General features: G+C 71.7%; 8 protein-coding genes and 1 pseudogene. 6 read left to right on the top strand and 3 right to left on the bottom strand.

The window, feature by feature from the left end:
* Positions 1 to 72: 72 nt before the first annotated feature.
* The 3 genes and pseudogenes from ABZ624_RS02505 to ABZ624_RS02515 all read right to left on the bottom strand — a co-directional run bounded on the left by ABZ624_RS02505 (position 73) and on the right by ABZ624_RS02515 (position 3,830).
* Positions 73 to 1,428, bottom strand: a complete 1,356-nt coding sequence (locus tag ABZ624_RS02505) for a solute carrier family 23 protein (RefSeq protein WP_360081720.1) — start codon at positions 1,426 to 1,428, stop codon at positions 73 to 75.
* Between the two features lie 229 nt (positions 1,429 to 1,657).
* Positions 1,658 to 1,909: pseudogene (locus ABZ624_RS02510) on the bottom strand (SAM-dependent methyltransferase); the annotation flags it as partial.
* 811 nt (positions 1,910 to 2,720) lie between these two features.
* Positions 2,721 to 3,830 (bottom strand): 4Fe-4S binding protein, encoded by a 1,110-nt coding sequence (locus ABZ624_RS02515; protein WP_360081721.1) that lies wholly within the window; start codon positions 3,828 to 3,830, stop codon positions 2,721 to 2,723.
* 225 nt (positions 3,831 to 4,055) lie between these two features.
* On the opposite strand from ABZ624_RS02515, the gene ABZ624_RS02520 reads away from it, so the two are divergent.
* The 6 genes from ABZ624_RS02520 (at position 4,056) to ABZ624_RS02545 (ending at position 12,830) form a co-directional block, all read left to right on the top strand.
* Positions 4,056 to 4,796: a VOC family protein gene (locus tag ABZ624_RS02520; protein WP_360081722.1), complete on the top strand. Its 741-nt coding sequence runs from the start codon at positions 4,056 to 4,058 to the stop codon at positions 4,794 to 4,796.
* Between the two features lie 709 nt (positions 4,797 to 5,505).
* Positions 5,506 to 6,492, top strand: coding sequence for an aldo/keto reductase (locus ABZ624_RS02525; RefSeq protein WP_360081723.1), 987 nt, complete (start codon positions 5,506 to 5,508; stop codon positions 6,490 to 6,492).
* A gap of 161 nt (positions 6,493 to 6,653) precedes the next feature.
* Positions 6,654 to 7,625 carry a threo-3-hydroxy-L-aspartate ammonia-lyase gene (locus tag ABZ624_RS02530; protein ID WP_360081724.1) on the top strand — a complete coding sequence of 324 codons (972 nt, stop codon included), beginning with the start codon at positions 6,654 to 6,656 and terminating at the stop codon, positions 7,623 to 7,625.
* Between the two features lie 211 nt (positions 7,626 to 7,836).
* Positions 7,837 to 9,426, top strand: a complete 1,590-nt coding sequence (locus tag ABZ624_RS02535) for a multicopper oxidase family protein (protein ID WP_360081726.1) — start codon at positions 7,837 to 7,839, stop codon at positions 9,424 to 9,426.
* Positions 9,427 to 9,661: 235 nt separating this feature from the next.
* Complete coding sequence (locus tag ABZ624_RS02540) at positions 9,662 to 11,287, top strand: ABC-F family ATP-binding cassette domain-containing protein (RefSeq protein WP_360081728.1); 1,626 nt, start codon at positions 9,662 to 9,664, stop codon at positions 11,285 to 11,287.
* 91 nt (positions 11,288 to 11,378) lie between these two features.
* Positions 11,379 to 12,830 carry a WGR domain-containing protein gene (locus ABZ624_RS02545; RefSeq protein ID WP_360081730.1) on the top strand — a complete coding sequence of 484 codons (1,452 nt, stop codon included), beginning with the start codon at positions 11,379 to 11,381 and terminating at the stop codon, positions 12,828 to 12,830.
* The last annotated feature ends 24 nt before the right edge of the window (positions 12,831 to 12,854 follow it).

A 12,854-nucleotide genomic window follows, 5' to 3' on the forward strand; every position in this document is an offset into this window, starting at 1 on the left:
GTTGTTCGAGACGGGGGAGAGGGCGGAGTGGGGGGAGAGGAGAGGGGGAGGGAGAGAGGGCTGTGCGGGAGGTCAGACACGGGCGGCCGGGCCCGGCGCCTCGGCCGGCGCGGCGGCAGCGGTGTCCGCGGAGTGCCGTCCCTGGTGGTGGAAGACGGCATTGAGGACGGCGGCGACGAGGGCGCCCACGGCGACCCCGCTCTCCAGCAGGATCCGCACGTCGGACGGGAACCCGGCGTAGACGCCGGGGACCAGGATCGGCAGCAGCCCCAGGGCGAGCGCGACCGCGCAGGTCAGCGTGGCCGTGTGGTCCTCCAGCCGGGCGCGGCCGAGCATCTGCACACCCAGTACGGTGATCACCGCGAAGACGACCATCGCGGCGCCCCCGACCACTGCCGACGGCATCACGCTGATCGCCCGCGCGACGGGGGTCACAAAGCCGAGGACGACGAGAACGACGCCCGCGGCGGCCGTGACATACCGGCTGCGCACGCCGGTGACCCGGACGATGCCGATGTTCTCCCCGCTGGTCACCATCAGCGGCAGCCCGAAACAGCCGCCGAGCAGTGAGGTCAGGGCGTCCCCGCGGACCGTGCGCGGCACGTCGGTCCGCACGTCGATGTCCTTGCCGACCGCCTCCGCGTTGATGACGGTCTGCCCGGTCGCCTCCGCCATGGACGCGAGGCTGTAGAGCAGCAGTGGCAGCGCGGCGAGCAGGTCGAAGACGGGTGCACCGAACGGCAACGGCCTGGGCACGCCCACCAGTTGGCCCGACAGGGCGGCGCCCGGGTGGGCCTGCCCGAGGGCGCAGGCGAGGGCCGTGCCGGCCGCGAGGCCGAGCAGTACGGCGAGTTGCCGCAGCACCCCGCGCAGCAGCCGGGTGAAGACGACGATGAGGCCGATGGTGGTGAAGGCCAGCCCGAGGCGGGCCGGATCGGCGAAGCCCGGCGTGCCGGGCTGCCCGGTGACCAGCAGCGCGCCGACCTTCACCAGGTTGACCCCGACGATCACGATCATCGTGCCGATGACCAGCGGCGGGAAGAATCTCAGCAGGCGCGCGAACAGCGGCAGCACCAGGAAGGTGAACGCGGCGGTGAGGAGCACCGCACCGGTCGCCGTGCGCAGCCCGTGCTGCTGCGCGATCGACAGGAAGAGGATCAGTGGCGCTCCGCCCGGCAGCATCACGAACGGCAGCCGTGGCCCGAACTTCCAGGGGCCCAGGGACTGCACCAGCGAGCCGATCCCGGACAGCAGCAGGGCCGCCGAGAGCAGGTCGACGGTGGTGTCCGGGCTGAGCCGGAGGGTGGCGCTCATCAGGAAGATCGCAGAGATCGGTGTCGCCGCCATGACGAGGACGTGCTGCACACCGAAGAGCAGGATCCGCCCCAGGGGGCGGGACTCGTCGACGGGATGTACGGGACTGGACACGCGCGGGCTCCGTTCGGCTCGCTCGGCTCAGGCCTCGACGATCCGGCCGTGGACGGCGGCCAAATCGATTTGGCCACATCGATTTGGCCGTCAGTATGGAGCCGCCGGTGGGGGGTCGGTCAAGGGGGCGGCGGGTGCGGGTACCGACCGGGCGCCTGTGCCGTGGACCCGGCTTCAGGTGTTCATGTGGGCCGCGCCACCCCAGAAGTCCGAGCGGCGCGTTGCCGTGTGCGGTGACGATCGGGTCGTTGTCGACGTGGGCGACGTAGACGTCCGGGGCCGTCTTCTGGGCGACCTCTTGCACGTTCGGCGAGGTGGGCAGGCCGGTGCCGATGTCCAGGACCTGCCGCGCCCCGCCGCGGCGACGACGTACCGGACGGCGCGGTGCGGGAAGGCGCGGTTCGCCACGAGTACTTGCCACTTGTGCCCGGTAGTTGACAGGAGAAGCGCGACGGTCGCCCGGAGGAGCGCAGCGTGCCACAGGACGGCGTCCAGGCCGTGCACATCGACACCGGCAAGGTTCCCGGGCGGATCCCCGGCCCGGTGGTCATGCCGGGGCTCTGGAGCAAGTGCCGTTCACGCCAGGCATGGTTGAGCCGCTCGGGCCGGCGAATGCGGTGCGGCTCTGCCGCCGTGGCCCCGGGCGGTCCGTTCCGCCGCCGTCGACGTCCAGGCGACCTGAGGCGGCGGCGGTGGGAGCGACGCCGGCGGCGCGCGAGCCGGGGAAGCGGATGCCGGTGCTCAGGCGGGGCGGGCCATGGCATCCGTGTGTGCGATGTGCGCGCGTCACCCGGCCGGACCGGCTCCGCTGGCCCGTGGGCGGCCGGCATCGGAGGGTCGGTAACAAGATCGGCGAGTCGAAGCTTCGTCCGACCGGTCGCAGAGTCGTCCGCCCCGTGTTGTGACGAGGCGGGCCGACGCCGGGGCGGGGAACGGTAAATCCATGCGCTCGGGTCGTTCCCCGCCCCTCCCTCCCGGCTCAGGCCCGGTGCGCACCGTCCCGCTCGCGTCCGGCCCGTCCCGATCCGGGCCCAGGGCGGTTGCGCCCCCGGTAGCGGTTCAGGTCGGTTGCTTCCCCCGTCGCGACTCCGCGGCGTCGGCGTGCTTTCGTCCCGGCTCAGGTCCGGTGCGCACCGTCCCGCTCCGGCTGTGCTCGAAACGCCTCGCCGCGGCTCCGGTCGGAAGTTTCCCGTCCCCGTGCCAGCCGGATGTTTCCCGTCCCGGCTCCGGCCGGATGCGCCCTGGCCGGCCCCTTCCGTGCGGCCACGGCCGGCAGAGCAGCGCCCCGGCGCTCAGTGCCCGTCGGGCGGGTCCGGGTGCTGCTTGCCGGGAGCGCGCCAGCCGCCCGAGACCTCCTTGGTCGGTTTGTGCGGGAAGCGGCGTTCGGCGTATCGCTGTGCCTGCGAGCCGGGCAGGACGTACAGGGTCTCGGTCTTGTCCTGCAGGGGGCGCAGGACTGTGTCCAGGTAGGCTCTGCGGTCGTCGAGGTACGGGCCGAGCACGTCCTCGCCCGCGGGACAGACGGCCACGCAGTAGCCGGACTTGTAGCTGGGCTTGAAGGCGAGGCTCTGCCACATCGACGCGTTCTCCGGGTCGGTGACCCGGGAGCGGAAGTCGGCGGCGTCCTCGCTGTCGGCCACGGTCTGCGCCCAGTCGGTGAACCCGCTCATGAACTCGCGGTAGTTGTGGGTCGTGCAGGCCAGGGCGTCGAACGAGCCGTCCTTGCCGATCGCGCCCACCGGGCAGGCGGCCACGCACAACTTGCAGTCCACACAGGGGCTGTAGTCCAGCTCCTGCCCGTACGCGCTGACCGGAGCGTCCACGAGCACCGTGGCGAGCAGCACGAAGTTGCCGAACCGGGGATGGATGACGTTGCGGTGGAGGCCCATCACGCCCAGGCCGGCGGCCACGGCGACCGTCTTGTGGGCCACCACCCAGATACGGCCGGGAAAGCGCTCCATCTCCTGGGGAAACCCGGCCGACGGACTGAGCGCGCGATGGCCGGCGTCCTCCAGTGCCCGCGCCACGCTACGGGCCGCGGCGTTGACCTGTTCGTCGGTCTGGTGGAACTCCTGGTTGGCCACGCTGCGCGCGGGTGAGCGCGTGTTGTCGCGGTGCATGCGGACCATCAGCGAGACCAGCGAGCGCGTTCCCGGCAGCGCGGCGAGTACGTGTTCGCGTTCTCCGGCGAGGCCGGGATGGTCCAGGCTCACCGCCGCCGCGTCGTCCGCGCCGGCCGCCAGGCACAGCGCGCGCAGCCACGCCGCGTCGATCACCGGTGGCGGCGCGGGCCGGGCACCGGACGACCGAGCGGCCAGCACGGCCCGCACGGACGGGTGGGCGGCGAGCTTGGCGGGCAGCGTATGGCCTGCCGCTTTCCCGGCGGTGTCCTGCTCGGTCATCCTGCCCCTCCCCGCTGAGTTGGAATTTCAAACTCACTATGCCGGTCGGCTGGGCGTTCAGGCAAGGGGGTGCCTCGTGTGTCCTGTGGGGGGCGCTTGCGCTTGGCCGGCGGCAGCCGTGGTGTACACGCGCGGAGCCGCATCGACACCGACATGAGCTCGCCGACCAGCGACGTTCGAAAATCGCGTGCGCGAGGTACAGAGCGGGTGCATAGGATCGCCGGCATGGCACTGCGACCTGTTCAGGTGAACATCAAGGCTGTTGACGGCTCGGCGGTCGGCCGGTTCTGGGCGCAGGCGCTCGGCTGGAGTGCTTACAGCCCCGGCGTGACCACCTACGTGGGGCCCGCCGGCGGCCCCGTCTGGCCGGACCCGGTCGCCGTCTGCATCGACGTCGTTCCCGTCCCGGAACCCAAGACGACGACAAAGAACCGATTGCACCTCGATCTCGCCACCACCTCCGCGGCCCACCAGGCGGAGTTGGTCGCGCGCCTGAAGGCGCTCGGTGCGACGCCCGCCGACGTGGGCCAGGGCAATGTGCCGTGGACGGTCCTCGCCGACCCGGAGGGCAATGAGTTCTGCGTGCTGGAGCCCCGGGAGATCTACCGGGACACCGGGCCGATCGCCGCGGTGGTGGTCGACTGCGTGGATCCGCGGGCGATGGCCCGGTTCTGGGGTGAGGCGATGGACTGGACCCTGCACGAGGTGACCGGCGAACGTGCGGTGATGCGCTCCGCCAAGGGTGTCGGCCCGTATCTCGAGTTCCTCCGCACGCCCGGTGTGAAGACCGTGCCGGACCGCGTCCATCTCGACCTGCTGCCGTACCCCGGTGACGACAAAGCGGCGGAGGTGGCCCGGCTGCGGGCCCTCGGTGCCACCGACCTCGACGTCGGCCAGGGCGATGTCCCGTGGACGTGCCTGGTCGACCCCGAGGGGCACGAGTTCTGCGTCCTCGCCCCGTCCTGACACGGAGCCTCAGCGACACCCCGACACCTGAGCAGGCGCTGCCGTCGGCTCCCAGGCGCTCGTGGCGCTCCAGCGCGTACTGGTCGCAAGGCCTGCACCACGGGGAAGTCGACCGGCATGGCCCAGGACTTCTTCGACTTCGGCCAGGCGCGGTTCTCGTGCTCACGCCGGATGGCGTGCACGTGGGCGCCCTCGACGTCGCAGCCCAGCCGCCGGCCCGGCAGATGGCGCTCTCGGGCTGCTGGAGTCGGTGGCAGGCCCGCATCCGCTCACGCATGGCGCCGCTCTTGCCATGAGCCTCCTGGGCAGGTCGCGATCGTCGCCGAGAACGTAGACCTGATCCAACACCCGTGCCACGCAGCCGTGTTCACACCACAGCCGGGAAACCGCCGGAGAACACCCGCCTCGCGGACAGGATCGTCGCCCTGCAGGACGGCCGCGTCGTCGAGCAGGGCGGCTACGACGACCTCGTCCACGCCGACGGCCTCTTCGCCGAGCTCGTGGCCCCTGGCCAACGGCGACCGCCGCGGGGGGCCGACCTGCGGAGGGCATGGCCCGAACCGGCGGAAGCGTGGCCCGGACCGACGCGGCGTCGGCCGGATCCACCCCGATACGATCATGATCACGCAGACGGAGAAGTCCCGCCCGTGTCCCGGTCCCCACGCCGAGGCGCACGCGGCGGGACCACACCGACGAGGGGAACCGCACCATGGAGTACGTCAAGCTCGGCACGAGCGGCCTGGAAGTCTCCCGGCTGGCGCTGGGCTGCATGAGCTACGGCGTTCCCGACCGGGGGCCGCACCCGTGGACCCTGGACGAGGACGCCGCCCGCCCGCTCGTCCGGCAGGCCCTGGACGCGGGGATCACGTTCTTCGACACGGCCAACAGCTATTCCGCCGGCACCAGCGAGGAGATCGTCGGCAGGGCGCTCGGGGAGATGACCCGGCGCGAGGACGTCGTGATCGCCACCAAGGTCTACTTCGCGGTGGAGAACGGCGCGGCCCGCAGCGACCGCCCCAACCGGTCGGGCCTCTCCCGCAAGGCGATCATGACCGAGATCGACCACAGCCTCCGCCGCCTCGGCACGGACTACGTCGATCTCTACCAGATCCACCGCTTCGACCCGCACACCCCGGTCGAGGAGACCATGGAGGCGCTGCACGACGTGGTCAAGGCCGGCAAGGCCCGCTACATCGGGGCGAGTTCCATGTACGCCTGGCAGTTCGCCAAGCTGCAGCACACCGCCGAGCGGCGCGGCTGGACGAAGTTCGTGTCCATGCAGAACCACTACAACCTCCTCTACCGCGAGGAAGAACGCGAGATGCTGCCGCTCTGCGCCGACCAGGGCGTCGGCGTGATCCCGTGGAGCCCGCTCGCCCGTGGCCGCCTCACCCGCGACTGGGACGCCGCCAGCGTGCGCACCGAGACGGACGCGTTCGGCCGGACCCTGTACCAGCCGGACGACAAGCGGATCGTCGACGCCGTCGCCGCGATCGCCGCCCGCCGTGGAGTCCCGCGCGCCCAGGTGGCCCTGGCCTGGGTCGCCTCCCGCCCGGGCATCACCGCACCCATCGTCGGCGCCACCAAGGCACATCACATCCCGGACGCGCTCGCCGCCCTGGACCTCCGGCTCACCGACGACGAGGTGCGGGAACTCGAGGAGCCGTACACGCCCAGGGGGATCAGCGGTCACTGAGGCCGACTGCGACGCACGCCACCACCCACGCCCGTCCGGCCGTTCCCTGGACAGACGGGCGTACATCTCCCTAGAGTTCCTGTCCAGGAATGGATAATCAGTCCAATCGGGCCAGCCTGCAAGCGTGCGGACGCTGGGACGGGAATCGAGGGAGACCGCCGATGGCCGACGCCGCTTCACACGTAACGTTCGAGGATGTCCGTGCGGCTGCCGCGCGTATCGAAGGCGTCGCCCACCGCACCCCCGTCCTCACCTCACGCACCCTGAACGCCCTCGTCGGTGCCGAGGTGTTCATCAAGTGCGAGAACTTCCAGCGGGCCGGCGCCTTCAAGATCCGCGGCGCCTACAACGCGGCCGCCCGGCTCTCCCCGGAACAGCTGGCCAAGGGCATCGCCGCCTACTCCTCCGGCAACCACGCCCAGGCCACCGCCCTGGCCGCCCGCGAACTCGGCACCAGCGCCGTCATCCTGATGCCCGAGGACGCCCCGCGCTCCAAGCGCGAGGCAACCGCCGGATACGGCGCCGAGATCGTCACCTACGACCGCTACACACAGGACCGCACCGCGCTCGGTACGGCGCTGGCCGAGGACCGCGGCCTCGCCCTCATCCCGCCCTACGACCACCCCGACGTCATCGCCGGACAGGGCACCGCGGCGCTCGAACTCCTCGACGAGACCGGTCCGCTCGACGCCCTGGTCGTACCCGTCGGAGGCGGCGGCCTGATCGCCGGAAGCGCCACCGCCGCCAAGGCCCTGCACCCCGGCATCCGGATCATCGGCGTGGAACCGGAAGAGGGGGACGACACCCGGCGCTCCCTGGAGCGCGGCGCCCGGGTCACCCTGCCCGTGCCCCGGACCATCGCCGACGGCCAGGCCCTGCCCACCCCCGGCGAGACCACCTTCGAGATCAACCGGCGCCTCGTGGACGCCATCGCCCTGGTCAGCGACGCGGACATCGTGAGCGCCATGCGCTTCGCCTTCGAACGTCTGAAGATCGTCCTGGAACCCAGCGGCGCCACCGGTCTGGCCGCACTCCTGGCCGGCCACGTCGACAACCTCCCGCCCCGCATCGGCGTCATCGCCTCCGGCGGCAACATCGACACCCGCCGGTTCAACGAACTCGTGAGCGGCTGAGGAGCGTTACGCGCGCCGCGCGAGCCGAGCCGCTCAACAGCCGGGCCGTGCGAGGCGCACCGGCGTCACCGGAATCGGAAGGGCCGTCACTGCCGACCGTCCACGGCGCGGCCCGAGGCATCGCCCGCCGACCGGGTCACGGAGTCCGACATCACCGACGCGCACGCCGCATTTCCCCCTATCACGCCGCAAATTGTGTCTTATTACAGCCATGCACACACCTTCGCGGCGTACTCTGCTCCGTGCCCCGCTCGCTGCCGCCGGCGCGGGACTCCTGCCTGTCCGTCCCGACTCCGTTCTCCGCTCCCACCGCGGCCCCGAGGGGACCGCGCTCGGCGAGTCCGCCTTCGGCCCGCCGGGGCCCGGGACCTATGTCGACCCGTCGGGTCCGGAGGTCCTGGCCGCCGAGCGGAGACGCGGTTCCGGCCCCGTGCGCAGCTTTGCCTTCACCGCCGGCCAGGCCACGCTGGACCTGGGCGGGCGGACCGTCCGGAGCTGGGCGTACGACGGCGCGCTGCCCGGCCGGGTGGTGCGCGTCACCGCCGGTGATGTCCTGAACCTCACCCTCGCCAACCGGCTGCCGGCCGCCACCACGCTCCACGCGCACGGAGTGCGCCTGCGCAACGACATGGACGGCGTACCTGCCGTCACGCAGAACGGCATCCGCCCGGGGACCGACTTCACCTACCGCTTCACCGTCTCCCACCCGGGCACCTACCTCCTCCACTCCCATGTCGGCGTCCAGCCCGACCGGGCGCTGTACGCCCCGCTCATCGTCGACGACCCCAGGGAACCCCTCTCCTACGACAAGGAGTGGATCGTCGTCCTGGACGACTGGGTCGACGGCGTGAACGGCTCCACCCCGGATCGCGTACTCGACCAGCTGCAGCCCGGAACGGGCATGTCCATGGGGCGCGGAGGCATGGCCATGGGCCCGGGAAGCGGTGGTCTGCCGACCGGCCCCTCCCGGGTGCTGCGCACCTCGTACAGCCGGATGCTCGAGAGTCCCGGCGGCAGTGTGGCCTACCCGTACTACCTCGTCAACGGCCGGCTGCCCGCCAACCCCCCGGTGTTCCGGTGCCGCCCGGGCGAGCGCGTCCGGCTGCGCATCATCAACGCGGGCTCCGAGACCGCCTTCCGGGTGGCGCTGGGCGGCCACACCATGACCGTGACACACACCGACGGCTATCCCGTGCAGCACGAGGAGACCGACGCGCTCCTCGTCGGCATGGCCGAGCGGTACGACGTCCTGGTCACCGCCGAGGACGGCGTGTTCCCCCTGGTCGCCCTCGCCGAGGGGAAGCAGGGCCGGGCACTCGCCGTGCTGCGCACCGACGGGGGCAGGAGCATTCCCGGGCGGAACGTCCGCCCGGACGAGCTGGACGGCAGGATCGTAGCCGCGCGTCGTCTCGTACCGGACGAGTCCGTGGCGCTGGACGACCGTAAGCCCGACCGTGAGCTGCGCATCAGGCTCACCGGCAGCATGCGCAGGTTCGACTGGAGCTTCGACCACCAGCCGTACGACCCGCGCAGGCGCCACCCGGTGCGCGCCGGTGAACGGGTACGGCTCACCCTCATCAACGCCACCGACATGTGGCACCCCCTGCACCTGCACGGCCACAGCTTCGCGGTCACCGGTCTGGACGGCGAGGGCGCGCGCAAGGACACCGCGGTGGTGCTGCCCCACCGCAAACTCGTCGTCGACTTCGACGCCGACAACCCGGGCCTGTGGATGCTCCACTGCCACAACCAGTACCACTCGGAGAGCGGCATGATGACCATCCTCGGATACCTCAAGTGACCGGCTGATCCGAACACTTGGTCCGCCCTCGGGAACAGACCGGTTCCCGTGCCCGGCGCGGGTGCGCCTTCCCGCGCCGGGCATCAGCCGGGCCCCGGACCCCGGCCCGGAAAATCGGATGCGCCGCTCGGAGCGCGTCAGTTACCGTGACCGCATGTCTACGCCCCGAATCTCCTAGCCGAGGACCCGCTTCCACGCCAGAAGTGTGTCCTCCTGCTATGTCGGAGCGTTACCCATGATCACCGCTCGTGATGTCGAGCTGCGCGCCGGTGCGCGCCTGCTTCTTTCCGGTGTCTCCTTCACCGTCTCCCCCGGGGACCGGATCGGCCTCGTCGGCCGCAACGGCGCCGGCAAGACCACCCTGATGACCGCGCTCGCCGGACGGTCCCGGCCCGCCGCCGGCACGATCACGCACACCGGTACGGTCGGCTTCCTCGCCCAGGACTCCCGTGCCGCCGACCCCGCCGTCACGGTCACCGACCGCATCCTGTCCGCCCGGGGCCTCGACACCGCCCTGCGTGAACTGCACAAGGCTGAGGCGGCGATGGCCGACGCCGCCCGTCCGGCGGCGCTGGAGCGGGCGATGAACGCCTATGCCCGTGCCGACGCCGCCTTCCAGGCGGGCGGCGGCTACGCGGCCGAAGCCGAGGCCGCCCGGGTGGCCGCCGGACTAGGCCTGCCCGAACGGGTCATGGACGAGCCGGTCGGCGCCCTGTCCGGCGGACAGAAGCGGCGCGTGGAGCTCGCCCGCATCCTGTTCGCCGGAAGCCACGGCACCCTGCTGCTGGACGAGCCCACCAACCACCTCGACGCCGACTCGCTCGGCTGGCTGCGCGGCTTTCTGCAAGGCCATCAGGGCGGACTGGTGGTCGTCAGCCACGACACCGCTCTGCTCGCCGACGTCGTCAACCGTGTCTTCCACCTGGACCCCGCACGAGCCACGATCGACGTCCACAACACCGGCTGGACCACATACACGACCCGACGCGAGACGGAGGAGCGGCGCCGTACCAGGGAGCGGGCCGGCGTCGAACGCAAGGCCGCTGCCCTGCAGGCACAGGCGGACCGTATGAAGGCCCGGTCCGCCACCGCCACCATGGCCCGGAGCATGGCCCGCCGCGCCGACCGGATGCTGGCCGGGCTGGAACCGGCCCGGCGCACCGAGAAGACGGCGAGGATCCGGCTGCCCGAGCCCGCCCCGTGCGGGCGGACGCCGCTCGGCGCGATCAGCCTGGCCAAGTCCTATGGCGACCACCGGGTCCTGGAGGGGGTGGACCTGGCGGTGGACCGGGGCAGCCGTATGGTCGTGCTCGGGCTCAACGGTGCCGGCAAGACCACCCTGCTGCGGATCCTCGCCGGTGCCGAACAGCCGGACACCGGACGCGTGGTGCACGGCCACGGACTGCGCCTCGGCTACGTCGCCCAGGAGCACGACACACTCGACACCGGCCGTACGGTCATGGAGAACCTGCGCACAGCCGCACCGCACCTGGACACCGGTGAGGCACGGCGGGTGCTGGGCGCGTTCCTGTTCAGCGGCGACGATGCCGGCAAACCCGCGGGTGTCCTGTCGGGCGGCGAGCGGACCCGGCTGGCGCTGGCCGCACTGGTTCACTCCGGGGCGAACGTCCTGCTGCTGGACGAGCCGACCAACAACCTCGACCCGGTCTCCCGCGACGAGGTCCTGGCCGCGGTCGGCTCGTATCCCGGCGCGATCGTGATGGTCACCCACGACGAGGGCGCCCTCGACGCCCTCCGCCCCGACCGCGTCCTGCTCCTGCCGGACGCGGACGACGAGCTGTGGAGCGAGGACTACCGAGCCCTGGTCGCCCTCACCCCGCCCGCAGCCCAAGGCCGTTGACCACCGTCACGTTGTCAGTGGTCGCCTTTACGGTTCGATCAGTGAGGACCTGCCGGAACGGCCGCGGGTCCGTCCTGGGGAGGGGTCTGCCATGACCACGGCGTCCGCGGTGTCGACGACGTATCTGGAGCTGTCGCAGGAGGGCGGGGGCGCCCACAAGTTCTACGAGGTGACCGTCGACGGTTCGGTGGTGACGGTGCGGTACGGAAGGATCGGCGCCGCAGGGCAGACCCAGACGACCGCCTTTCCTACCGCCGAGAAGGCCAGGGCGGCCGCCGCGAAGAAGGTGGGGGAGAAGGTCCGCAAGGGCTATGCCCCCGCCGTCCAGGGGCAGCGTGCTCCGCGTGCGGTGACCCGGCGTCAGGTCAGTTCGGCCCCGTCCACGGCGCGGTCGGTGGCGCCCGTGCTGTGGCGGTTCCGCACCGGCTCCTCGGCGTTCGGCATCCATGTCGACGACGAGCACTGCTGGGTGGGCAATCAGGCGGGTGACGTCTACACCCTCGGACACGACGGTGCCGTCCTCGCCCGGTTCAGCCTGCCGGACGGAGTGAAGTGCCTGGTCGCCGACGACTTCTGGATCTACGCCGGATGCGACGACGGCAAGGTCTACGACCTCTCCTCCAAACTGCCCTTCGCCGCGTACGACATCGCCGCCGACGTCGACATCTTCTGGCTGGACATCCACGAGGGCATCCTGAACGTCTCGGACCGCGACGGCCGGCTCACCGTCATCGACCACGAGGACGAACACCAGTGGGCCCGCCGCAGCCAGGGCGAGCACGCCTGGATGGTCCGCGCCGACGACCAGGCCGTCTACCACGGCCACCACAGGGGTGTCACCGCCTACGCGCCCGACGGCGGAGGCGAGTTGTGGCACACGGCCACCAAGGGCAGCGTGCTGTTCGGCTGGCAGGAGGACGCCGCCGTGTACGCGGGCACCGGACACCGCGTGGTCCAGCGGCTGTCGAAGACATCCGGCGCGATCGAGGCGACGTACACGTGCGACAGCGCGGTCTACTCGTGCGCCACGTCCCCGGGCGGGCGGTTCGTCTTCGCCGGGGACGCCGCGTCGTCCGTCTACTGCTTCGACCAGGACGGCACGCGCCTGTGGAAGCTCGGCACGGGCGGCGGCTCGGCTCTTTCGATGCAGTACCGCGACGAGCGGCTGTACCTGGTGACCACCGACGGCTCGCTGGTGTGCGTCGACGCGAGCGAGACGGCCGTCACCGCGGCCCAGCAGGGCACGGTGCCGGTGGCACGGGACGTCAAACTCGCCGCCGCCCTGCCGACCTACGCACCTGCCACGGCCGTGGCCGCGGTGGCCACCGTCGACCGGGCTCCCTCCGGAACCGTCGTGGTCGAGTGTGTGCAGGAGGGCGGCCGGCTTCGGGTGCACGTGATGTCCGAGGGCTACGACCCTTCCTGGAAGGTCCAGTTCCCGCGCGCGATACGCCAGCCGGGCGCCCGCTACGTCGTGGACGCCCTCCACCCGGCGGCGGGCGGCTTCTACCGCGTGCGGGGTGACATCCGCCGCCTGCTGTGACGCCGCCCGCCGCCGGGTGCCGGT

Source organism: Streptomyces sp. NPDC007205, from assembly GCF_040634095.1.
GTDB lineage: Bacteria > Actinomycetota > Actinomycetes > Streptomycetales > Streptomycetaceae > Streptomyces.

Excerpts from the sequence above, each read along its gene's own strand:
- ABZ624_RS02515 (WP_360081721.1), bottom strand. The coding sequence starts at position 3,830 with ATGACCGAGCAGGACACCGCCGGGAAAGCGGCAGGCCATACGCTGCCC.
- ABZ624_RS02520 (WP_360081722.1), top strand. The coding sequence starts at position 4,056 with ATGGCACTGCGACCTGTTCAGGTGAACATCAAGGCTGTTGACGGCTCG.
- ABZ624_RS02525 (WP_360081723.1), top strand. The coding sequence starts at position 5,506 with ATGGAGTACGTCAAGCTCGGCACGAGCGGCCTGGAAGTCTCCCGGCTG.
- ABZ624_RS02530 (WP_360081724.1), top strand. The coding sequence starts at position 6,654 with ATGGCCGACGCCGCTTCACACGTAACGTTCGAGGATGTCCGTGCGGCT.
- ABZ624_RS02535 (WP_360081726.1), top strand. The coding sequence starts at position 7,837 with ATGCACACACCTTCGCGGCGTACTCTGCTCCGTGCCCCGCTCGCTGCC.
- ABZ624_RS02540 (WP_360081728.1), top strand. The coding sequence starts at position 9,662 with ATGATCACCGCTCGTGATGTCGAGCTGCGCGCCGGTGCGCGCCTGCTT.
- ABZ624_RS02545 (WP_360081730.1), top strand. The coding sequence starts at position 11,379 with ATGACCACGGCGTCCGCGGTGTCGACGACGTATCTGGAGCTGTCGCAG.